Consider the following 21,510-nt stretch of genomic DNA (forward strand, 5'->3'; position numbering starts at 1 on the left):
GCGCCGGAGGAATCCGGAGGCGTGATTGTACGGTGCGCATCCTGCCGAGTACGCTCCGTGTGCCATGCGACGCCTCACGCGCCCCGGCCCTGTCTTCCGCCCTTCCCCGATGCATCTGCGGACGCCGGAGCGGCCCGGGAACCTTCCCGCGGAGCTCAACGGCTTCATCGGGCGCCACGACGAACTGGCCGCCCTGGCGCGACAGCTGGAATCCGCCCGGCTGGTGACGCTCACCGGCCTCGGCGGCATCGGCAAATCGCGGCTTGCCCGCCAGGGCGCAGCGATCTTGCAGGATCGCTTCTGCGACGGGGCGTGGCTGGTCGAGCTGGCCGCCCTGCGCGAGCCGCACCTCCTGGACCACGCGGTCGCCGAGGCACTGGGGGTGGCCGACCACAGCGGCCGCCCGGTGCGCGCCGCGCTCTGCGACCACCTCGCCGACCGCGAACTGCTCCTGGTCCTGGACGGCTACGAGCACCTGGTCGACGCCTGCGCCGAGCTGACCGGGCAGTTGCTGCGCCGCGCCCCCGGGCTGCGGGTCCTGGCCGCCGGCCGGCGGCCGCTCGGGCTCGACGGCGAGCGGAACATGCCGCTGCCGCCGATGAACACCGCCGATGCCACCGCCCTGTTCGCCGACCGCGCCGCCTGCGTCGTCGCCGGGTTCACCGTCGAACCCTCCGACGAGCCGGTGGTCACCGAGCTCTGCGACCGTCTCGACCGCATTCCGCTCGCCCTGGAGCTGGCCGCCGGCCGGCTGCGCGCCCTGTCCGTGTCCCAGGTGCTGCACCGGCTCGACGACCGCTTCCGGCTGCTGACCGGCACCCGCCCGCGGTGTTCCGCCGAACCCGCGGCCCCTCCTCCGCTCCCGGCTCCGCTCGAACCGGGAGACGCTCCCGCGCAGGGCGGGCCGCCACCCCGCCACCAGACCCTGCGGACGGCGATCGGCTGGAGCCATGAGCTGTGCACGCCCGGGGAACGGCTGCTGTGGGCCCGGCTGTCGGTCTTCGCCGGGCAGTTCGACCTGGAGGCGGTCGAATATGTCTGCTCGGGCCCGGAGCTGCCGGCCGGTGAACTCCTCGACGTCCTCGCGGAGTTGGTCACCCAGTCGGTACTGGTGCGCGAGGAGACCGCGAGCGGGGTGCGCTACCGGATGCTGGACACCGTAAGGGCCTACGGTGCGGGCTGGCTGGCGGCGACCCCCGACGGCGACCGGCTGCGGCGCCGGCACCGTGACTGGTATCTGGGGCTGGCCACCTGGTGCGAACTGGACTGGTTCAGCTCCCGGCAGGCGGAGATCGCGGCCCGGATCGAGGCCGAGCTGCCCAATCTGCGGGTGGCGCTGGAACAGAGCCTGGAAAGCCCCACGGAGACGCACCTCGGCCAGTATCTGGCGGGCACCCTGTGGTTCTACTGGGTGGGCTGCGGCCGGCTCTCCGAGGGCCGGCACTGGCTGGACCGGGCCCTGGAACTGGAGAGCAACCACGACGAGGCACGGCTGAAGGCGCTGTGGGTGGCCGGCTATGTCGCGGTGATCCAGGGGGACACCGTCGGCGCGCTGGGGGCCCTGCAGGAGTGCCGCGACGGAGCCGAGCGGACCGGCAACGCCACGGCCGCCGCCTATGCGCTGCACCGCACCGGCTGTCTGGCACTGGTCTCCGACGACCTGCCGCGGGCCGAGAAGCTGCTGCGCGCGGCCCTGCTGCGCTACCGGGAGATCGGCGAGCTCAACAGCAATGTGCTGATGGGGCAGGTCGAGCTGGCGATGGCGTTGGCTTTCCAGGGCGGCCTGGCGGACGCGGTGCGGCTGTGCGAGGAGGTCATGGAGGTCTGCGAGGAGCACGGCGAGCGCTGGACGCTGGCGTACGCCCAGTACGTCCTGGCCTTCGCCGCCTGGACCCGCGGCGACGGCGAGCGGGCCCGTGGGCTGCTGGAGGAGTGCCTGGCCATCGACCACACCTTCCACGATCTGCTGGGTGCGGTGCTGGCGATCGAGCTGCTGGCGCTGGTGACGCTCGGCGAGGGCGATGCGGAGGAGGCGGCGGTGCTGCAGGGGGCGGCCGGGCGGATCTGGCCGTCGGTGGGGCTGCCGCTGTTCGGCTCGCGCCACTTCAACCAGCCGCACGCCCGCTGCGAGGAGCAGGCGCGCGAGCGGCTGGGAGCCGAGCGCTACGAGCACTTCCGGCGCGCGGGTGAGCGGCTCGGCCTGGACGCGGCGGTGGCCCGGATCCTCCGGCCCGCCGGCCGGCTGCCCGCCCAGCGGCCCACGGTGCGGCTCGCGGCACCGGACACGAACGAGCCCGCCGCCTCCCCCTCCGCGAGCGGCGGGGAGACGGCGGGCTGAGCGTGGTGCTGCGCCTGCGGTGGTGCTTAGCGGGCGTAGTACTCGACGACGAGCTGCTCGTCGCAGATCACCGGGATCTCCTTGCGGTTCGGGTCCCGGTCGAGACGGAACGCCAGAGCCGGCAGGTTGACCTCGAGGTAGCGCGGGGTCTCACCGTCGGTGTCGTAGCCACCCTCGCGGGCGACCTGGAAGGGGTGCTTCTCGCGGCTGCGCTCGCGGACCATCACGACGTCGCCGGGGCGGACGCGGAAGGACGGCTTGTCGACCTTGCGGTCGTTCACCGAGATGTGGCCGTGGACGACCATCTGGCGGGCCTGGTAGATGGTGCGGGCGATGCCCGACCGCAGGACGAGCGCGTCCAGACGGCGCTCAAGCTCGATGATCAGCGCTTCGCCGGTCTTGCCTTCGACCTTCCGAGCGCGGTCGTAGGCACGCGCCATCTGGCGCTCGCTGATGTCGTACTGCGCGCGCAGGCGCTGCTTCTCGAGCAGACGGACCTTGTAGTCACTGCTCTGCTTGCGGCCACGGCCGTGCTCGCCGGGCGGGTAGGGACGGGCCTCGAAGTACTTGACGGCCTTCGGCGTCAGCGCAATGCCGAGCGCGCGGGACTTCTTGACCTTGGGACGCGACTGGTTCACGTGGAACGGACCTCCGTGTAAGTTAGGTGAGGCTTACCTTAGCGCGAGGAGAACGCATGTTTCGACCTGGGATCCCCCTGCCCAGTGCACACCGCACCGAGGCGGGTCAGCCGCGTCCCGTGGAAGACGCCCAGCGGCCCACTGCCGCCGAGCGCGTACGAACCCTCGTCGAGTCCAATGGTATGGCGTCTTTGAGTGTCCCCGGCGTGGAGGACCCCGACGAATCCGGTCTCTCGGCTCCCGTCTGCCGCACCGTGACACCCGGTGGAGACGTGCTGTTGCTGGTTCCAGGGGACTCTGCGGCGGCTCGGGCGGCCGCACACGCACAGGACGACGACGTCACAGCCGTGATGGAGATCACGGACGTCGCGCCCGTTTCGGTGCCTCATCGCATCCGCGGACGGGCCTGGGTGGCCGGCTGGCTGACCCCCGTACGCAATGAGCAGCGCGCCGAGGCGGCGATGCTGCTCGCGGAGCGGCACCCGGTCGGCGAGCTGCTCGGCATCGGAGAGGCGCTGCAGCCGGACCCGGGACCGGGCCTGTACGGGCGGACCGCCTGGATGATGCTGCGCCTGGAGGTCGGCGAGGGCGCGGTGGATGATCTGTGGGGCGCCGAACCCGTCGAGCCCGACGAGTTCGCCGCCGTGGCCCCCGACCCGCTGGCGGCCCACGAGGCGGAGCTGCTGCAGCATCTGCACACGGCGCACAGCGAGCAGGTGCGCGGGCTGTGTGCCCTGCTGGGCGACCGCGGGCAGGCCTGCGGACTGCGCGACCGGGCGGTGCCGGTGGGCCTGGACCGCTTCGGGCTGCGGGTCCGCTTCACGGACGCCGAGCAGCGGTCCTTCGACGCGCGGTTCGACTTCCCCGAGCCCGTACGGGACGTGACGGAGCTGCGCCGGGCGATGCATCTGCTCTTCGAGGCGGCGGCGGAGTAGGGCAGCGGCGGAGCGGGAGTCCGGGGACCAGCCGGCCTTCGGGCGCTCCGCCCGGTCGGGAGCCCCCGGCCGGCACTCCCGCCGTCCCTGTTCGCACGCCCCAGGCCGGACCGGGCCGGCCCGGCGGCCGCTATTCGGCGGCACCCTCGCCGGAGGCCGAGCGCAGGCGGACGCGGACGCGCTCGACCACGTCGGCGTAGCGCGCCTCCGCACCGTGGCGGGTGGGCTCGTAGTACCGCTTGCCGTGCACCTCGTCAGGCGCGTACTGCTGGGCCGCGATACCGCCCGGGAGGTCGTGCGGGTACTGATAGCCCTGGCCGTGGCCGAGCTTCTGTGCGCCCTTGTAATGACTGTCGCGCAGATGCGGCGGTACCGCGCCCGCCTGACCGGCCCGGACGTCCGCCAGGGCGGCGTCGATCGCCATATAGGCGGCGTTCGACTTCGGGGCCAGGGCGAGCGCGATGGTGGCCTGGCTCAGCGTGATCCGGGCCTCCGGGAAGCCGATCATCGCCACGGCCTGGGCGGCGGCCACCGCGGTCTGCAGGGCCGTCGGATCGGCCAGGCCGATGTCCTCGCTCGCCGAGATCATCAGCCGGCGGGCGATGAAGCGCGGGTCCTCCCCCGCCTCGATCATGCGCGCGAGGTAATGCAGCGCGGCATCGACGTCCGAGCCCCGGATGGACTTGATCAGCGCGCTGGCGACGTCGTAGTGCTGGTCGCCGTCCCGGTCGTACTTCACCGCGGCCCGGTCGACGGACTCCTCCAGCGTCCGGAGGGTGACCTCCTTCTCCCCCTTGGCCAGCGCGGAGCCGGCACCGGCCTCCAGGGCCGTCAGCGCCCGCCGGGCGTCGCCGCCGGCGATCCGCAGCAGATGCCCCTCGGTGTCCTCGGGGAGGGTGACCGCGCCCGCCAGCCCGCGCGCATCGGTCAGCGCGCGGCGCAGCAGCCCGCGCAGATCGTCGTCCGTGAGAGGTTCGAGGGTCAGCAGCAGGGAGCGGGACAGCAGCGGCGAGATCACCGAGAAGTACGGATTCTCGGTCGTCGCGGCGATCAGGGTGACCCAGCGGTTCTCCACGGCGGGCAGCAGGGAATCCTGCTGGGCCTTGCTGAAGCGGTGGATCTCGTCCAGGAAGAGCACGGTCTCCTTGCCGAAGCCGCCCGAGGCGCGCCGGGCGCCGTCGATCACCGCGCGGACCTCCTTGACGCCCGCCGTGATCGCGGAGAGCTCCACGAAGCGCTTGTTCGTCGCCTGGCTGACGACGTACGCGAGGGTCGTCTTGCCGATGCCCGGCGGACCCCACAGGAACACCGACGACGGCCCCGCCGGCCCTCCGTTGCCCTCACCGACCAGCCGGCGCAACGGCGATCCCGGCTTGAGGAGATGCTGCTGGCCCACGACTTCGTCGAGGGTGCGCGGACGCATCCGCACGGCGAGCGGGGACCCCGCGGGGTCCTTCTCCTGACGGTCTTCGGCAGCGGCGGTGAACAGGTCGGGCTCCACGTCCACGAGCCTATGTCACCCCACTGACAACGCCCCGGGCACCGTTGCGGCGGCCGGGGCGTGCGGTGGGTGCGCGGAGGTGGCTAGATCAGCGTGCTCCAGAACGACCACCACTTGGTGAGGATCAGCACCGCGATCACGCCGTACCAGAGCACGGGCACGACCCAGTGGAACTCCACCACCACGCCGCGCAGCCCCTCGGGAGCCGGGATGATGCCGTGCTTGATGTTGTGCGCGGTGGTGTACCAGAACATCAGGATGGTGACGCACCAGGTCAGCGTGCACCACAGGCACAGCGAGTTGATGCTGTACAGCGACTGGGACATCAGCCACATGCAGAAGACCGCGGCGAGGCCGGTGCCGATGTTCAGGCCGATCCAGTACCAGCGGCGGAAGCGGGCGCCGGCCAGCAGGGCCATGCCGATCGCGATGACCACGCCGAAGCCGACCAGTCCGGCCATCGGGTTCGGGAAGCCGAAGACTTCCGCCTGCTTGCTCTGCATGACGTTGGTGCAGGAGATGATCGGGTTGAGACTGCAGGCGGGCTTGAAGCTCGGGTCCTTCAGCAGCTCGAACTTGTCCAGGGTGATGATCCAGGCCGCGAGGATGCCCAGCGCGCCGGTGATGACCAGGAGCAGCGCGAGGCCGCGGCCGGAACCGATGGTGCCCGCGCCGTTCGCGTGGTCGTCGTCGGTGGACACGTCGTCAAGCGCTGTCGTCGTCATATCGCCGTTCCGTCGATCCCTGGGCAGATGGGCTGAGCAAGCGGTCCGCGAGCACGGCACCGCCGTTCATTCTGCCCCAACTCCACCATGACCCGCTGTGCGATGAACATAAAGACGAACCCTCTGTACACAGGGTTCTCTCAGGTTGGCGCCTCCGGCCCGCCCTGCCGTCCGTTCCCGTGCCGGCCGGCGCCGGTGGCGGGGCGCGCAAATCCCTCCGCCGGGATGACGGCGCCACCGTGGGTTGACACCGGACGCCGACAGCACGAGGGGCCCGGACGGCAGGTCGCCGCCGGGCCCCTCGGTGTCACTGTGCGCGGTCTCAGCCCAGCGTGCGCCGGACCTCCGCGGCCACGCCGTCCAGCGCCACCGCGGTCTGCTCGCCGCTCTCCAGGTCCTTGAGCTGGACGACGCCCTCGGCCAGGTCCCGCTCGCCCGCGACGAGCGCCAGCCGCGCGCCGGAGCGGTTGGCGGACTTCATGGCGTTCTTCAGGCCCTTGCCGCCGAACGCGAAGTCGGTGGCGACACCGGCCCGGCGCAACTCGGTGACCACGCCGAACAGCACCCGGCGGGCCTCCTCGCCGAGCGGGACGGCGTACACGGCCGTGGCGGCGGGGATGTCGAGCGTGACGCCCTCCGCCTCCAGGGCCAGGACCGTGCGGTCGACGCCCAGTGCCCAGCCCACGGACGGCAGCGCGGGGCCGCCGATCATCTCCGAGAGGCCGTCGTAGCGGCCGCCGCCGCCCACCGCGGACTGCGAGCCCAGGCCGTCGTGGACGAACTCGAAGGTGGTGCGGGTGTAGTAGTCCAGGCCGCGCACCAGCTTCTCGTCGTCCTCGAAGGCCACGCCCGCCGCGGTCAGCAGCTCGCGCACCTGCTCGTGGTACGCCTTGCAGGCCTCGCAGAGGTAGTCGCGGAGCTTGGGCGCCCCGTCGAGCTGCTTCTGCACCGCCTCGCGCTTGTCGTCCAGGACGCGCAGCGGGTTGATATCGACCCGGCGCCGGGTGTCCTCGTCCAGGTCGAGCCCCCGCAGGAAGTCCTGCAGCACGGCGCGGTAGACGGGGCGGCACTCCTTGTCGCCCAGGGAGTTGAGCAGGATGCGGAAGTTCCGCAGGCCCAGCGCGCGGTAGGCCTGGTCGGCCAGAATGATCAACTCGGCGTCCAGCGCCGGGTCCTCGGCACCGATGGCCTCGGCGCCGACCTGGGAGAAGTGGCGGTAACGGCCCTTCTGCGGACGCTCGTAGCGGTAGTACGAGCCGGAGTACCAGAGCTTGACGGGGAGGTTGCCCGCCTTGTGGAGGTTCGCCTCCAGCGCGGCGCGCAGCACGGACGCGGTGCCCTCGGGGCGCAGCGCCAGCTGGTCGCCGCCCTTGGTCTCGAAGGCGTACATCTCCTTGGTCACGATGTCGGTGGACTCGCCGACCCCGCGCGCGAACAGCTCGACGTTCTCGAAGCCGGGCGTCTCGATGTAGCCGTACCCGGAGTTCCTCAGCGGCGCGGAGATCGCCTCGCGCACCGCGAGATAGGTGGCGGACTGCGGCGGAATCAGGTCGTACGTGCCCTTGGGGGCCTTGAAGGTGCTCACGGAAGCTCTCGTCACATTCCTCGTCGTGGAGCGGCGCTGAAGCCGTCTCCGAGGCCGGCGGCCACTTCCCGCAGGAAGGGGTTGGTGGCGCGCTCGCGGCCGATGGTGGTCTGGGGGCCGTGGCCGGACAGGACGACGGTCGAGTCCTCCAGCGGCAGGCACACACGCGCCAGCGACTGCAGGATCTCGGCGTGGTCGCCGCCCGGCATGTCGGTGCGTCCGATGGAGCCGGCGAACAACAGGTCGCCCGAGAAGAAGACCGGCGGAACGTCGGCCTGCTCGGGCATCCGGAAGGTCACCGACCCCTTGGTATGGCCCGGGGCGTGCGCGACGGAGAACTCCATCCCGGCGAGCTCCAGGGCGGCACCGTCGCTCAGCTCCTTGACGTCGTCCGGCTCGCCCACCGTGAGCTCGCCCATGAGCTGCTGACCGATGGAGCGGCCGAGGGCCTTCTCCGGGTCGCTCATCATGAAGCGGTCCTCGGGGTGGATCCAGGCCGGGACGTCGTGCGCGCCGCACACCGGGACGACCGAGGCGACGTGGTCGATGTGACCATGCGTGAGAACGACCGCGACGGGCTTGAGCCGATGCTTTTTGACCGCGTCCTCGACTCCTTGGGCCGCCTGGTGGCCCGGGTCGACGATGACGCACTCCTCGCCTGCGGCGGGGGCGACCAAGTAGCAGTTGGTGCCCCAGGCCCCGGCGGGGAACCCGGCAATCAGCACGTTCGTCCTTAAAGGTCGGTGTGGAGGGCGGTCCGCAAGGCCGCACCTCCCGGACATCTCGGCAGCTCCAGAGCCTACCGGCGGGACTCCCGGCAGAGCGAACCCGTATACCGTACGGCCACGCGCACGAGCGCGATCGATGATCGGACAAGGAGACGACCGGTGGTCAGCAAAGATCAGCGGCGGCGGCAGCTCGCCCGCGAGAAGTACGAGCGTCAGCAGCAACGGCGGTCCGCGGCCCAGCGGAAGAGCAAACACCGCCACGTGATCATCGCGTCCGTCGTGGCCGTCGCACTGGCCGCCGGCGCCGCGGTCTACCTCTCCGCAGGGCTCGCGGACGGCAGCGACCAGGAAGCCGACCGGGCCGCGGCCGCGACGCCCTCCAAGGCACCGGACCCGTGCAACCGGCCCGCGAAGGGCACTCCGTCGACGAAGACCTGGCCGAAGGAGCCGGCGATGTCGGTCGACACCTCGGCCTCCTACTCCGCGAAGCTCACGACGACCTGCGGCACGATCGCTCTGAAGCTGGACGCCGGCAAGGCGCCGCACACCGTCAACTCCTTCGCCTTCCTGGCCGGTCAGGGCTACTTCGACCACAGCGCCTGCCACCGCCTGGTCGACCAGGGCATCTACGTCCTGCAGTGCGGCGACCCGAAGGGCACCGGCAAGGGCACCCCGGGCTACACCATCCCGGACGAGAACCTCAAGGACCCGAAGCTCAAGGGCGGCGTCTACCCGGCGGGCACGGTCGCGATGGCCAACCGCTACGACGGGGCGAGCGAGAAGACCCGCAACTCCGGGGGCAGTCAGTTCTTCCTCGTCTACCAGGACAGCAAGCTGCCGCCGAACTACACACCGTTCGGCACCATCACGGGCGGTATGGACGTCCTGCGAAAGATCGCCAAGGCCGGTGCGACGACCGACCCGCAGACCCGCAACAGCGCGCCCAACGCCACCGTCGTGATCGACAAGGCGTCCGTCAAGAAGTCCTGACCGGCCGGTCGACCTGGGGTGGCGCGGTGGCTCCACCCCAGGCGAACCGCGGAAATTCGTCGTGCTGGATGCGGACAGCAGACGGCCCGTCGCCTAGATTGGCGTTGTGTAGGGTGCCTGCTCCGACGGCTGCCACCCTCACCCGCAATTCAGCCCGTCGGACCGGCCAGGGCGCGGCTCTGCCGGACAGAAACTGTGGACGATGCCGGGGGGCCGCACGCCCCCGTCGGCATCATGTGGAGGAGGCGCTGTGAGCAGCGACCCATGGGGCCGCGTCGACGAGACGGGGACCGTGTACGTGCGTACCGCCGATGGCGAGCAGGTCGTCGGATCGTGGCAGGCGGGAACTCCCGAGGAGGCCCTCGCCTACTTCGAGCGCAAGTATGAGGGCCTGGTCGTCGAGATCGGCCTCCTCGAGCGCCGGGTCAAGACCACCGACCTGTCGGCGAAGGACGCGACGACCGCGATCGATCATCTGCGCACCCAGGTCGACGAACACCATGCGGTGGGCGACCTGGAGGCGCTGCGCAAGCGGCTGGACAAGCTCGTCGAGGCCGTCGAGTCGCGCCGCGAGGAGCGCAAGGCGCAGAAGGCCCGGCAGAACGACGAGGCCCGGCACGCCAAGGAGAAGCTGGTCGCCGAGGCCGAGGAGCTGGCGGCCAGCGAGCAGTGGCGGGTGGCCGGCGAGCGGCTGCGGGCACTCGTCGACACCTGGAAGGGCCTGCCGCGGCTCGACCGCAAGGCGGACGACGAGCTGTGGCACCGCTTCTCGCACGCCCGCTCGGCGTTCTCCAAGCGCCGCAAGGCGCACTTCGCGTCGCTGGACGCGCAGCGCGAGGACTCCCGCAAGGCGAAGGAGAAGCTGGTCTCCGAGGCCGAGTCGCTGTCGAACTCGACGGACTGGGGGGCCACCGCGGCCCGCTACCGCGAGCTGATGGCGGACTGGAAGGCCGCGGGCCGCGCCCAGCGCGAGCACGAGGACGACCTGTGGAACCGCTTCCGCGGTGCCCAGGACGTCTTCTTCCAGGCCCGCGGGGAGGTCTTCGCGGAGCGCGACGCCGAGCAGCGGGAGAACCTGACCCGCAAGGAGGAGCTGGCCGTCGAGGCCGAGAAGCTGCTCCCCGTCTCGGATCTGAAGGCCGCCCGGTCGGCCTTCCGCTCGATCAACGAGCGGTGGGAGGCCATCGGCCATGTCCCGCGGGACGCCCGCCCCAAGATCGAGGGCCGGATGCACGCCGTCGAGCGCGCCATCCAGGAGGCCGAGGAGAGCGAGTGGCGCCGGACGAACCCTGAGGCGCGGGCCCGTGCCGCGGGGCTGACCGGCCAGCTCCAGGACGCGGTCGACAAGCTGGAGAAGCAGATCGACACGGCCCGGGCGTCGGGCAACAACGCCAAGGCCGACAAGCTCGGCCGGGAGCTGGAGGGCCGCAAGGCGCTGCTGGACCAGGCGCTCAAGGGCCTGGAGGAGTTCGGCGGCTGAGTGCCCTCCTTTGCGCCTGAACCGGCGCCGCTCTCGCGGAGGTGGTTGCTCGCCGTTGGGGTTCCTCAATTGATGGTTGAGATGCCTTGACGGGAAAAGGGGCCCCGGTACGGATTCCGTACCGGGGCCCCTTTCGTGCGCGGTTACGGCCGCCGGGCCGACGTCACGCGGTAGACGTCGTACACGCCCTCCACGCTCCGTACCGCCTTCAGCACATGCCCCAGATGCTTCGGGTCGCCCATCTCGAAGGTGAAGCGCGAGGTGGCCACGCGGTCACGGGAGGTCTGGACGGCCGCCGACAGGATGTTGACGTGCTGGTCGGACAGGATCCGGGTGACGTCCGACAGCAGGCGGGAGCGGTCCAGCGCCTCGACCTGGATGGCGACCAGGAAGACCGAGGACTGGGTGGGCGCCCATTCGACGTCGAGTATCCGCTCCGGCTGCCGGGACAGCGAGTCGACGTTGACGCAGTCGGCGCGGTGCACCGAGACGCCGTTGCCGCGGGTGACGAAGCCGATGATGGGGTCGCCCGGCACCGGGGTGCAGCAGCGCGCCAGCTTGACCCACACGTCGTCGACGCCCTTGACGACCACACCGGGGTCGGCGCTGGAGCGGCGCTTGGAACGCGGCCGGATCGGCGTGGACTCGGCGATGTCCTCGGTGGCCTCGTCCTGGCCGCCGAGCGCCTGCACCAGCTTCTGGACGACGCCCTGCGCGGCGACATGGCCCTCGCCGATGGCGGCGTAGAGCGAGGAGATGTCCGGGTAGCGCATCTCGTGCGCGAGGGTGACCAGGGAGTCGCCGGTCAGGATCCGCTGGATCGGCAGGTTCTGCTTGCGCATGGCGCGCGCGATGGCGTCCTTGCCCTGCTCGATGGCCTCGTCGCGGCGCTCCTTGGAGAACCAGCCGCGGATCTTGTTGCGGGCGCGGGGGGACTTGACGAAACCGAGCCAGTCACGGGAGGGCCCGGCGCCCGTCGCCTTGGAGGTGAAGACCTCCACCAGGTCGCCGTTGTCCAGGGTCGATTCGAGCGGGACGAGGCGCCCGTTGACCCGCGCTCCTATCGTGCGGTGGCCGACCTCGGTGTGCACCGCGTACGCGAAGTCGACGGGGGTGGCCCCGGCCGGCAGCGCTATGACATCGCCCTTGGGCGTGAAGACGAAGACCTCGTTGCGGGACAGGTCGAAGCGCAGCGACTCCAGGAACTCGCCCGGGTCCTCGGTCTCCTTCTGCCAGTCCAGCAACTGCCGCAGCCAGGCCATGTCGTTGACGGTGTCCTGGCCCGCGCCCTTGCCGACGCCCTTGGGCACGTCGGTGCGCACCTTGGACGTGCCGGCGACCGCCTCCTGCTTGTACTTCCAGTGGGCGGCGATGCCGTACTCGGCGCGGCGGTGCATGTCGAACGTACGGATCTGGAGCTCGACGGGCTTGCCGCTGGGGCCGATCACCGTCGTGTGCAGCGACTGGTACATGTTGAACTTCGGCATCGCGATGTAGTCCTTGAACCGGCCGGGGACCGGGTTCCATCGCGCATGGATGGTGCCGAGGGCGGCGTAGCAGTCGCGGACCGTGTCGACGAGGACGCGGATGCCCACCAGGTCGTAGATCTCGGCGAAGTCGCGGCCGCGCACGATCATCTTCTGGTAGACGCTGTAGTAGTGCTTCGGGCGGCCGGTGACCGTGGCCTTGATCCGGGCGGACCGCAGATCGGCCTGGACCTCGTCGGTCACTATGGCCAGGTACTCGTCGCGCTTGGGCGCCCGCTCGGCGACCAGCCGGACGATCTCGTCGTACATCTTGGGGTAGAGGATCGCGAAGGCGAGGTCCTCCAGCTCCCACTTGATGGTGTTCATGCCCAGGCGGTGGGCGAGCGGAGCGTAGATCTCCAGCGTCTCGCGGGCCTTCTTCTCCTGCTTCTCCCGCTTGAGGTAGCGCATGGTGCGCATGTTGTGCAGCCGGTCGGCGAGCTTGATGACCAGGACGCGCGGGTCCTTGGCCATCGCGACGACCATCTTGCGGACCGTCTCGGCCTGCGCGGCCTCGCCGAACTTGACGCGGTCGAGCTTGGTGACGCCGTCGACCAGCAGCGCGACCTGGTCGCCGAAGTCGCCCCGCAGGGTGTCCAGGCCGTACTCGGTGTCCTCGACGGTGTCGTGCAGCAGGCCGGCCATCAGGGTCGCCGGGTCCATGCCCAGCTCGGCGAGGATCGTCGTCACCGCGAGCGGATGGGTGATGTACGGGTCGCCGCTCTTGCGCTTCTGGCCGCGGTGCCAGCGCTCGGCGACCTGGTAGGCGCGCTCGATCTGGCGCAGCGTGCCCGTCTCGATCTTGGGGTCGTTGCCGCGGACGGCCCGCAGCAGCGGCTCCAGGACCGGGTTGTACGGGCTGGAGCGCTGGACGCCCAGCCGGGCGAGCCGGGCCCGTACCCGGTTGGGGGAGCCGGAGCGGCCGACGGGAGCGGGCGCCGGCGGCTTGGGCGGGGCGGGCTGGTCGGCCTTGGCCGGCGGCTTGGGCGCGCGCGACGGTGAGGCCGGCCGCGGCGACGAGGCGGCGGGCCCCGGCTGGGGCGCCGTACGGGGCCGTTCGGCGGGGGCCTGGGACGCGGCGGACCCATCGGCCGGCGGCCGGGGCGCGGCGGTGCCGTCGGACGCACCCTGCCGCTCGGGCTGGGGCGCGTCCGAGGAAGCCGCGTCCGTCAGCTTCGGCTCGTCCGGGCGCGCGGCGTCGGATCCCGCCGGACGCAGTCCGGGGGAGAGCGGCTGGGCCTCGTCTGGCAAGAGCACTCCTCAGGCGGTTCCGGACCCCAGGACCTCGAACGGGCCGGGGTGCCATGGTATCGACCCCGGGGCCACGACTCCCCCGCGGCCGCGGTTCCGTACATGACACAGCAGCAGGGGCACCCGAATTCTTCCGGATGCCCCTGTTTGCTCGACGGTGCGGTGCGAGCGCGGCTCAGACCGTGATCAAGGCCTCCAGCGGAGCGCCCTTCAGGCCCGGCTCCAGCCGTTCCCGGCCGGCCAGGAAGCCCAGCTCCAGCAGGACCGCGACGCCCGCGACCTCGGCGCCCGCGCGGCGGATGAGCTGCAACGAGGCGTCGGCGGTGCCACCGGTGGCGAGGACGTCGTCGATCACCAGCACCCGCTCCCCCGGGGCCAGCGCGTCGGCGTGGATCTCGATCTCGGCGGTGCCGTACTCCAGCTCGTACGCCTGCCGCAGTGTCTCGCGGGGCAGCTTGCCCGCCTTGCGGACGGGGACGAAGCCCACGCCGGCACGCAGCGCGACCGGGGCGGCGAGGATGAAGCCGCGCGCCTCCAGGCCCACGACCTTGTCGACCCGGTACCGCCCGCACAGGTCGGTGAACGCCTCGGTCAGCGCGCCGAAGGCGGCCGGGTCGTCCAGCAGCGGGGTGATGTCCTTGAACATCACGCCCGGCTGAGGATGGTCCGGTACGTCCGCGATCCGGCTCAGCAGCAGCTCGCGCAGGGCTGCGGGAGCGCTCATCGGCGCTTGCCCGACGGGCGACCGCGTCCGCGGTTGCGGGAGGCGGGCTGCCGGCGCGGACCGACGACCGCGGTGCCGTCTTCGTCCTCGCCGTCCGCGGCGTCGGACGCCGCGTCCTGCGAGTCCTCCTGACCCGCGCCCTTGGCCTCGGCCGCGGCACGCTTCGCCTTGACCCGCCTGGCCAGCGCCTTCATCTGCGGCTCGCGCTCCTTCAGATCGGCGACCAGCGGGGTCGCGATGAAGATCGAGGAGTACGCACCGGCGGCGAGACCGACGAACAGGGCCAGCGAGATGTCGTTGAGCATGCCCGCGCCCAGGACACCGCCGCCGACGAACAGCAGACCGGCGACCGGGAGCAGCGCCACGACGGTGGTGTTGATGGAACGCACCAGGGTGCCGTTGATGCTGCGGTTGGCGACCTCGCTGTAGGTGAAGCGGGTCTGCTTGGTGATGTCCTTGGAGGCTTCCTTGAGGCTGTCGAAGACGACGACCGTGTCGTAGAGGGAGTAACCGAGGATCGTCAGCAGACCGATGACCGTGCCGGGGGTGACCTCGAAGCCGACCAGGGCGTAGATGCCGACCGTGATCGTCAGGTCGTGGATCAGGGCGACCAGGGCGGCCACCGCCATCCGCCACTCGAACGCGATGGCCAGGTAGAGCACCACGAGGACCATGAAGATCCCCAGGCCCAGCCACGCCTTGTTGGCGATCTGCTCGCCCCAACTCGGGCCGACCAGCTGGGTGTTGACGTCCTTGACCGGGACGTTCAGGTCCTTGGCGAGCTCTTCCTGGACCGGCACCGCCTGCTTGGTGTCCAGACCGCTGATCTGGATGCGCAGGGCACCGCTGTTGGCGAGCTTCTGCACCACGGCCTGGCGGCCGCCGGCCGCCGACTCGGCCTTGTGCTGTGCCTCGGAGGTGGACACGGAGGTCTTCGGGGTGGTGAAGACCGCACCGCCGGAGAACTCGATGCCCATGTTCAGACCGCGCACCCCGAGGCCGACGATGGCCACGATGGTGATGAGGATCGAGATGCCGTACCAGATCTTCCGCTTGCCGATGAAGTCGTAGCCGACCTCGCCGCGGTAGAGCCGGGCGCCGATGTTGCCGAGCTTGGACATCTCACGCCTCCTTCGTCTGGGTGGGGGCGGCGCCGCGACGACGGCGCAGCGGCGGCTTGGCGCCCAGGCGCTTGGGGTCGAGGCCGGACCAGGAGTGTCCTTCGGAGAAGAACTTCCGCCGGGCCAGCAGCGTCATCAGGGGCTTGGTGAAGAGGAAGACCACGACGACGTCGAGGACGGTGGTCAGACCGAGCGTGAACGCGAAGCCCTGCACCTTGCCGACGGTGACGATGAACAGCACCGCGGCGGCCAGGAACGACACGAAGTCGGAGACCAGGATCGTGCGGCGGGCCCGCGGCCAGCCGCGTTCCACGGCAGGGCGCAGGGTGCGTCCCTCGCGGATCTCGTCCCGGATGCGTTCGAAGTAGACGATGAACGAGTCGGCGGTGATACCGATGGCGACGATGGCGCCACAGACCGCCGGGAGGTTCAGCGCGAATCCGATGGCCGGGCCCAGCAACGTCATGATCGTGTACGTCAGGACCGCCGAGACGCCCAGGCTCGCCAGCGCGACCAGCGCCAGTCCCCGGTAGTAGGCGACGAGGTAGATGATGACCAGGGCGAGGCCGATGGCGCCGGCGATCAGACCGGCGTGCAGCTGCTCGCCGCCGAGCGCCGCGGTGACCGTGGTCTCGTCGTCGATCTTGAAGGACAGCGGCAGGGCACCGTAGGACAGCATGTTGCCGAGGTCCTCGGCGGACTGCTGGGTGAAGCCGCCGGAGATGGTGGCTCCGCCGCCCATGATGGCCTTGTCGACCGACGGAGCGGAGACCACCGCGCCGTCCAGGACGATGCCGAACTGGTTCTGCGGCGGCGCCTTCGTGGCGAGCTTGCCGGTGATGTCACCGAACTTCTTGCCGCCCTCGGAGGTGAAGTCCATCTGGACGATCCAGCCCTGGCCCTGCTGGCTGTCGAAGACGGCCTTGGCGCTGCTGACGTCCGTGCCCTCGACGGCGACGGGGCCGAGCGCGTACTTCTGCGCGCCGTCGTCCTTGCACGCCACGATCGGGTCGGACGGCTTGGTGTTGGCGGCCTTCTCACCGGCTGCCGCGCGGCTCTTCTTGGTCGAGCAGTCCAGCGCGTCGAGCTGCTTCTGGAGGGCCGGCGGGATGGCCGCGCCGCCCGGGGGCGTCGGCGGTGCCTGGGGCGTGGTGGGCTTGGCCGGGCCGGAGGGCTTGGGGGACGGCGCCTTCTTGAGCGAGTCCGTCACCGCGCGGCCCTGCGTCGTCGGCTGGGAGCTCGGCGACTGCGAGGACGAGGCCTTCTGCTGGGTGCCCGGCTTGTTCTTCGCCTGGTCGCCGGCGGCCTTGTCGCCCTTGCCCTTGCCGTTCGCGCCGCTCTGGGAGGGGTTGGGCTTGGGCTCGGGGGTCTTGGCGCCCGCCGTGGTGGTCAGCACCGGCCGGAAGCCGAGCTGGGCGGTGGTGCCGACCTGCTGACGAGCCTGCTTCGCGTCCGTCCCCTTGGGGATGTTCACGATGATGTGGTTGCTGCCCTGCGTCTGGACCTCGGACTCGGTCACACCGAGACCGTTGACCCGTCGCTCCATGATGCCGGCGGCGGTGTTCATGTTGGTCTCGTTGATCGCGTTGGGCTTGCCCGGCTGGTTCTGGGCCGCCAGCGTGAAGCTGGTGCCGCCGGCCAGGTCGATGCCCAGTCGCGGCGTCAGCGTGCCGGAGTAGAACATCCCTCCGATCAGCCCCGCCATGGCGATCAGGACCAGGATCAGGGTGCGGCCCGGATGTCCCTGGCTCGCGGGCGCCCTGCGGCCCTTCTTCGGTGCTGCCACCTTCTCGTATCTCCCTGTCCAACCCCTCGGCCAGGGATGCCGGCCGAGGGGCCACGAAGTCTTGTGGGGACGTGCCCCCGCCGGAGCCTAGACCGTCCGGGAACCGCGGCGCACGACACACCACGCGTGCTCCGCGGTTCCGTGGGGCGGACTACTTCGCGTCGTCGTCGCCGGACTTCTTGTCGTCCTTGGCGGTGTCCGCGTCGGCCTTGACGGTGTCCTTGGCGTCGTCCGCGGCCTTGGTGTCCTTGGCCTCGGCAACGGCGGGCTTCTCCTCGACGGGCTCGGCGGCCGGGGTCTCGGCCTTGCCCAGGTCGATCTTGTCACCCTTTTCGGTGGCCTCGCCGGCGGTGCCGGCGGTCAGCGAGGAGGCGTCGTCCGGGACGACCGGCTCGTCGGCGTGCAGCGGGTCGGCACCGTCCAGGATGCGGTTGTACTCCTCATCCGCGATCACCGCGCCGATGGCGTTCTTCGCGTAGATGGCGTGCACGCCGGGGGCGACCTCGAGAAGGACGGTCTCGTCGTGGACTTCCTTGACGGTGGCGTACATGCCGCCGATCGTCCGGACGCCGGTGCCGGCCTGCATTTCGTTGCGCATCTGCGCGGCCGCCTGCTGCTTCTTCTTGGCGGATCGCGTCATCAGGAACATGGCCCCGATGAGGACGATGAACGGGAGGAGAGTCACGATATTCACGGGACGGAAATCCTTCGCACGACCGCGGATGCGCGATCTCATATACGGGGGTGGGAATGCCGCCCATACGAACGGCATCGGCGGAGTCTAGGCGAGTCCCCACCAGTGGAACAACGCCCAGCATCCCACCGCAGTTCCTGACCGGGCGAGTATCCGCGCCGTCACGCCCCGAACAAGCCCTGCTGTCCGCTCGCGCCTGATTGCTGCTGCGGCGGCACGAGCCCCAGATGCGCCCACGCGGCCGGGGTCGCGATCCGGCCCCTGGGGGTCCTGGCCAGCAGTCCTTCCCGTACGAGGAACGGCTCGGCGACCTCCTCGACGGTCTCCCGCTCCTCCCCCACCGCGACCGCGAGGGTGGACAGGCCCACCGGGCCGCCGCCGAACAGCTTGAGCAGGGCCGTGAGCACGGCGCGGTCGAGGCGGTCCAGGCCGCGGGCGTCGACCTCGTAGACCCCGAGGGCCTGGGAGGCGATCTCGCGGGTGATCAAGCCGTCGGCCTTCACCTGGGCGTAGTCGCGGACACGGCGCAGCAGGCGGTTGGCGATACGGGGCGTGCCCCGCGAGCGGCCGGCGATCTCCGCGGCGCCCTCGGGTTCTATCTCGACGTCCAGCAGCCCGGCGGAGCGGTGGATGACCCGCTCCAGCTCGGCGGGGGCGTAGAACTCCATATGGGCGGTGAAGCCGAAGCGGTCGCGCAGCGGGGGCGGCAGCAGACCGGCCCGGGTCGTGGCCCCGACCAGGGTGAACGGGGGGAGCTCGAGCGGGATGGCGGTGGCTCCCGGCCCCTTGCCGACGATCACGTCGACGCGGAAGTCCTCCATCGCCATGTAGAGCATTTCCTCGGCGGGCCGGGACATCCGGTGGATCTCGTCGAGGAAGAGGACCTCGCCCTCCTGGAGGGAGGAGAGGATCGCGGCGAGGTCACCGGCGTGCTGGATGGCGGGGCCCGAGGTGATCCGGATCGGGGCGCCCATCTCGGCGGCGATGATCATCGAGAGGGTCGTCTTGCCGAGGCCCGGGGCCCCGGACAGCAGGACGTGGTCGGCGGTGGCGCCGCGTGCGCGGGCGGCGCGCAGGACCAGGTCGAGCTGTTCGCGCACCCGCTCCTGGCCGACGAATTCCTCGAGGTCCTTGGGCCGCAGCGCGGCCTCGACGGCGGTGTCCTCGCCGTCCGCGTCGGCGCCGACCAGCCGGTCGGGCGCGCCCGGGGCGTCCTCGGCGGTGTGCGGTGCGGTGTCGTCCCAGTTCACTGCGGATTGCCTCGCGGGGTCGGGGCGGCCGGGCCGCCTGCGTGGTCGTACGGTCGGGGGCGCGGAGCCCGTCCGGCAAGGGTCATCGCGCCCGGTTCAGGGTCTGCAGGGCCGCCTTGAGCAGCTGCGGCACCTGGGGCGTACCGCCCTCGGCGACGGCCGCCTCGGCCTGCGGGGCGACCGCCGCGACCGCCTCGTCCGCCTCGCGGGTGGCGTAGCCGAGGCCGATCAGGGCGGCGTGCAGCTGCTCGCGCCAGCCTGCCGTGACGGCGCTGCCGACGCCCGCGCGGCCGGTGCCCAGCGGCTCCCCCAGCCGGTCCTTGAGCTCCAGGAGCAGCTTCTGGGCGCCCTTCTTGCCGATGCCGGGGACGGCGGTGAGGGTCTTCTCGTCGCCGGTGGAGACGGCGAGGCGCAGGGTGTCCGGCGCGTGCACGGCCAGCATCGCCTGGGCGAGCCGGGGGCCGACGCCGCTGGCGGTCTGCAGCAGCTCGAAGGTCTGGCGCTCGTCGTCGTCGGCGAAGCCGTAGAGGGTGAGCGAGTCCTCGCGGACGACGAGGGAGGTGGCGAGCTTGGCCTGCTGGCCGATGCGCAGGGCCGACAGGGTGTTCGGCGTGCACTGGACGGCCATGCCGATACCGCCGACCTCGACGACGGCGGTGTCCGGGGCAAGGGCCGCGACCGGGCCGGAGACGAAGGCGATCATCGGGTGCCCTTCTGGGGAGTCGCCCGGCGCGGGCCGGAGGACGGGACGGTGGCGGGAGCGGCGCGGCGGGCCGCGGCATGTGCCTGCTGGAGGCGGTTGACCGCGGGGGCGCGCCAGATGTGGCAGATGGCGAGGGCCAGGGCATCGGCGGCGTCGGCCGGCTTGGGCGGGGCGTCGAGCCGCAGCAGACGCGTCACCATCGCGCCGACCTGGGCCTTGTCGGCCCGGCCCGATCCGGTGACGGCGGCCTTGACCTCGCTGGGGGTGTGCAGCGCGACCGGCAGCCCGCGCCGCGCCGCGCACAGCATGGCGACCGCGCTGGCCTGGGCGGTGCCCATGACCGTACGGACGTTGTGCTGGCTGAAGACCCGCTCCACGGCGACGTACTCCGGACGGTACTCGTCGAGCCAGGCGTCTATGCCGCGCTCGATCTCGACGAGGCGGTGCGCGATCTCGGCGTCCGCAGGGGTGCGGACGACACCGACGCCGACCATCGTCAGCGGACGCCCCGCGACCCCGTCGACCACGCCGACGCCGCAGCGCGTCAGCCCCGGGTCCACCCCCAGCACCTTCATCGGTCCCCGCCCCTCGCACTGTCGCCCGGCTGTTCCTGGTCAGGGAGCGGATGCCCCCTGATCAGCACAGTAACGGCTGCCACTGACAAACCGACGGGCCGACGGGGTGTGTTCCCCGTCGGCCCGTCAGCCGACCGAGCGTGCCGCGCCTGTCAGGCGTCGACCTTGGCCATCACATCGTCCGAGACGTCGAAGTTGGCGAAGACGTTCTGCACGTCGTCGCTGTCCTCCAGCGCGTCGATCAGCTTGAAGATCTTGCGCGCGCCCTCTTCCTCCAGCTCGACCTGCATGGTCGGGACGAAGTTGGCGTCGGCAGAGTCGTAGTCGATGCCGGACTCCTGGAGGGCACTGCGGACCGCGACCAGGTCGGTGGCCTCGCTGAGCACCTCGAAGGACTCGCCGAGGTCGTTGACCTCCTCGGCGCCCGCGTCCAGGACCGCGCCCAGGACGTCGTCCTCGGTCAGTTCACCCTTGGGGACGATCACCACGCCCTTGCGGTTGAACAGGTACGACACCGAACCCGGGTCGGCCATCGAACCGCCGTTGCGGGTCATGGCGACACGGACGTCCGAGGCGGCACGGTTGCGGTTGTCGGTGAGGCACTCGATGAGCACCGCGACACCGTTGGGGCCGTACCCCTCGTACATGATGGTCTCGTAGTCGGCGCCGCCGGCCTCGAGACCCGCACCGCGCTTGACCGCGGAGTCGATGTTCTTGTTGGGGACCGAGCTCTTCTTGGCCTTCTGGATGGCGTCGAAGAGGGTCGGGTTGCCGTCCACATCGGCGCCGCCGGTCCGGGCCGCGACCTCGATGTTCTTGATCAGCTTCGCGAAGAGCTTGCCGCGCTTGGCATCGATCACGGCCTTCTTGTGCTTCGTCGTAGCCCATTTAGAGTGGCCGGACATCCGCCTGTCTCCTTCGCGTAACCAACGTCTGAAACGAACGCCTCAGATCCTACCG

18 protein-coding genes are annotated in these 21,510 nt (G+C 71.0%); 4 read left to right on the forward strand and 14 right to left on the reverse strand.

All coding sequences use genetic code 11. The features are described 5' to 3' along the window. The first annotated feature begins 64 nt into the window (after positions 1-64). The gene (locus Scani_RS23890) at positions 65-2,338 is read left to right on the forward strand and encodes an ATP-binding protein (RefSeq protein ID WP_159479707.1); all 2,274 of its coding nucleotides are present in this window, start codon (positions 65-67) and stop codon (positions 2,336-2,338) included. A gap of 26 nt (positions 2,339-2,364) precedes the next feature. On the opposite strand, the gene rpsD is transcribed toward Scani_RS23890, so the two are convergent. Beyond that, a complete protein-coding gene (gene rpsD / locus Scani_RS23895) occupies positions 2,365-2,976 on the reverse strand; it encodes a 30S ribosomal protein S4 (RefSeq protein WP_030987289.1) in 612 nt (203 codons plus the stop codon). A 182-nt stretch (positions 2,977-3,158) separates the two neighbouring features. Here rpsD and Scani_RS23900 point away from each other — a divergent pair, with 182 nt between their 5' ends. After that, positions 3,159-3,911 carry a DUF2470 domain-containing protein gene (locus tag Scani_RS23900; RefSeq protein ID WP_159479709.1) on the forward strand — a complete coding sequence of 251 codons (753 nt, stop codon included), beginning with the start codon at positions 3,159-3,161 and terminating at the stop codon, positions 3,909-3,911. 130 nt (positions 3,912-4,041) lie between these two features. On the opposite strand, the gene Scani_RS23905 is transcribed toward Scani_RS23900, so the two are convergent. From Scani_RS23905 to Scani_RS23920, 4 genes are all read right to left on the reverse strand, one after another. Beyond that, positions 4,042-5,412 carry a replication-associated recombination protein A gene (locus tag Scani_RS23905; protein ID WP_159479711.1) on the reverse strand — a complete coding sequence of 457 codons (1,371 nt, stop codon included), beginning with the start codon at positions 5,410-5,412 and terminating at the stop codon, positions 4,042-4,044. Positions 5,413-5,495: 83 nt separating this feature from the next. Beyond that, a complete protein-coding gene (locus tag Scani_RS23910; protein ID WP_159479712.1) occupies positions 5,496-6,137 on the reverse strand; it encodes a vitamin K epoxide reductase family protein in 642 nt (213 codons plus the stop codon). Positions 6,138-6,459: 322 nt separating this feature from the next. Beyond that, positions 6,460-7,722, reverse strand: coding sequence for a histidine--tRNA ligase (hisS, locus tag Scani_RS23915; RefSeq protein WP_159479714.1), 1,263 nt, complete (start codon positions 7,720-7,722; stop codon positions 6,460-6,462). A gap of 11 nt (positions 7,723-7,733) precedes the next feature. Then, the gene (locus Scani_RS23920; protein WP_159479716.1) at positions 7,734-8,447 is read right to left on the reverse strand and encodes an MBL fold metallo-hydrolase; all 714 of its coding nucleotides are present in this window, start codon (positions 8,445-8,447) and stop codon (positions 7,734-7,736) included. 162 nt (positions 8,448-8,609) lie between these two features. Here Scani_RS23920 and Scani_RS23925 point away from each other — a divergent pair, with 162 nt between their 5' ends. Continuing rightward, a complete protein-coding gene (locus tag Scani_RS23925; RefSeq protein WP_159479718.1) occupies positions 8,610-9,440 on the forward strand; it encodes a peptidylprolyl isomerase in 831 nt (276 codons plus the stop codon). A gap of 250 nt (positions 9,441-9,690) precedes the next feature. Next, the gene (locus tag Scani_RS23930; protein ID WP_159479720.1) at positions 9,691-10,920 is read left to right on the forward strand and encodes a DUF349 domain-containing protein; all 1,230 of its coding nucleotides are present in this window, start codon (positions 9,691-9,693) and stop codon (positions 10,918-10,920) included. Positions 10,921-11,063: 143 nt separating this feature from the next. Here Scani_RS23930 and Scani_RS23935 read toward each other — a convergent pair whose 3' ends face one another. The 9 genes from Scani_RS23935 to Scani_RS23975 form a co-directional block, all read right to left on the reverse strand. Further along, complete coding sequence (locus tag Scani_RS23935; RefSeq protein ID WP_413085424.1) at positions 11,064-13,619, reverse strand: RelA/SpoT family protein; 2,556 nt, start codon at positions 13,617-13,619, stop codon at positions 11,064-11,066. A 253-nt stretch (positions 13,620-13,872) separates the two neighbouring features. Further along, on the reverse strand, positions 13,873-14,421 hold the full coding sequence (locus Scani_RS23940) for an adenine phosphoribosyltransferase (RefSeq protein ID WP_159479724.1): 549 nt from the start codon (positions 14,419-14,421) through the stop codon (positions 13,873-13,875). Further along, on the reverse strand, positions 14,418-15,542 hold the full coding sequence (secF, locus tag Scani_RS23945) for a protein translocase subunit SecF (RefSeq protein WP_159479726.1): 1,125 nt from the start codon (positions 15,540-15,542) through the stop codon (positions 14,418-14,420). Before secF ends, Scani_RS23940 begins: the two co-directional genes overlap by 4 nt. A 1-nt stretch (position 15,543) precedes the next feature. Next, positions 15,544-17,328: a protein translocase subunit SecD gene (gene secD, locus Scani_RS23950; RefSeq protein WP_159479728.1), complete on the reverse strand. Its 1,785-nt coding sequence runs from the start codon at positions 17,326-17,328 to the stop codon at positions 15,544-15,546. A 151-nt stretch (positions 17,329-17,479) separates the two neighbouring features. Beyond that, entirely contained in the window at positions 17,480-18,022 is a 543-nt protein-coding gene (yajC, locus tag Scani_RS23955) for a preprotein translocase subunit YajC (protein WP_159479730.1), read from the reverse strand. A 161-nt stretch (positions 18,023-18,183) separates the two neighbouring features. Beyond that, complete coding sequence (gene ruvB / locus Scani_RS23960) at positions 18,184-19,272, reverse strand: Holliday junction branch migration DNA helicase RuvB (protein ID WP_159479732.1); 1,089 nt, start codon at positions 19,270-19,272, stop codon at positions 18,184-18,186. A gap of 82 nt (positions 19,273-19,354) precedes the next feature. Then, positions 19,355-19,975 carry a Holliday junction branch migration protein RuvA gene (ruvA, locus tag Scani_RS23965; RefSeq protein WP_159479734.1) on the reverse strand — a complete coding sequence of 207 codons (621 nt, stop codon included), beginning with the start codon at positions 19,973-19,975 and terminating at the stop codon, positions 19,355-19,357. Further along, complete coding sequence (ruvC, locus tag Scani_RS23970; RefSeq protein ID WP_159479736.1) at positions 19,972-20,550, reverse strand: crossover junction endodeoxyribonuclease RuvC; 579 nt, start codon at positions 20,548-20,550, stop codon at positions 19,972-19,974. Before ruvC ends, ruvA begins: the two co-directional genes overlap by 4 nt. Before the next feature lie 152 nt (positions 20,551-20,702). Beyond that, positions 20,703-21,455, reverse strand: coding sequence for a YebC/PmpR family DNA-binding transcriptional regulator (locus Scani_RS23975; RefSeq protein WP_159479738.1), 753 nt, complete (start codon positions 21,453-21,455; stop codon positions 20,703-20,705). Positions 21,456-21,510: the final 55 nt, after the last annotated feature.

Source organism: Streptomyces caniferus (assembly GCF_009811555.1).
GTDB classification, from domain to species: domain Bacteria; phylum Actinomycetota; class Actinomycetes; order Streptomycetales; family Streptomycetaceae; genus Streptomyces; species Streptomyces caniferus.

What these genes read in the sequence shown, in the direction of transcription:
- secF (WP_159479726.1), bottom strand. Translation starts at nt 15,542, where the DNA reads ATGTCCAAGCTCGGCAACATCGGCGCCCGGCTCTACCGCGGCGAGGTC.
- Scani_RS23940 (WP_159479724.1), bottom strand. Translation starts at nt 14,421, where the DNA reads ATGAGCGCTCCCGCAGCCCTGCGCGAGCTGCTGCTGAGCCGGATCGCG.
- Scani_RS23890 (WP_159479707.1), top strand. Translation starts at nt 65, where the DNA reads ATGCGACGCCTCACGCGCCCCGGCCCTGTCTTCCGCCCTTCCCCGATG.
- Scani_RS23975 (WP_159479738.1), bottom strand. Translation starts at nt 21,455, where the DNA reads ATGTCCGGCCACTCTAAATGGGCTACGACGAAGCACAAGAAGGCCGTG.
- ruvA (WP_159479734.1), bottom strand. Translation starts at nt 19,975, where the DNA reads ATGATCGCCTTCGTCTCCGGCCCGGTCGCGGCCCTTGCCCCGGACACC.
- Scani_RS23910 (WP_159479712.1), bottom strand. Translation starts at nt 6,137, where the DNA reads ATGACGACGACAGCGCTTGACGACGTGTCCACCGACGACGACCACGCG.
- ruvC (WP_159479736.1), bottom strand. Translation starts at nt 20,550, where the DNA reads ATGAAGGTGCTGGGGGTGGACCCGGGGCTGACGCGCTGCGGCGTCGGC.
- Scani_RS23900 (WP_159479709.1), top strand. Translation starts at nt 3,159, where the DNA reads ATGGCGTCTTTGAGTGTCCCCGGCGTGGAGGACCCCGACGAATCCGGT.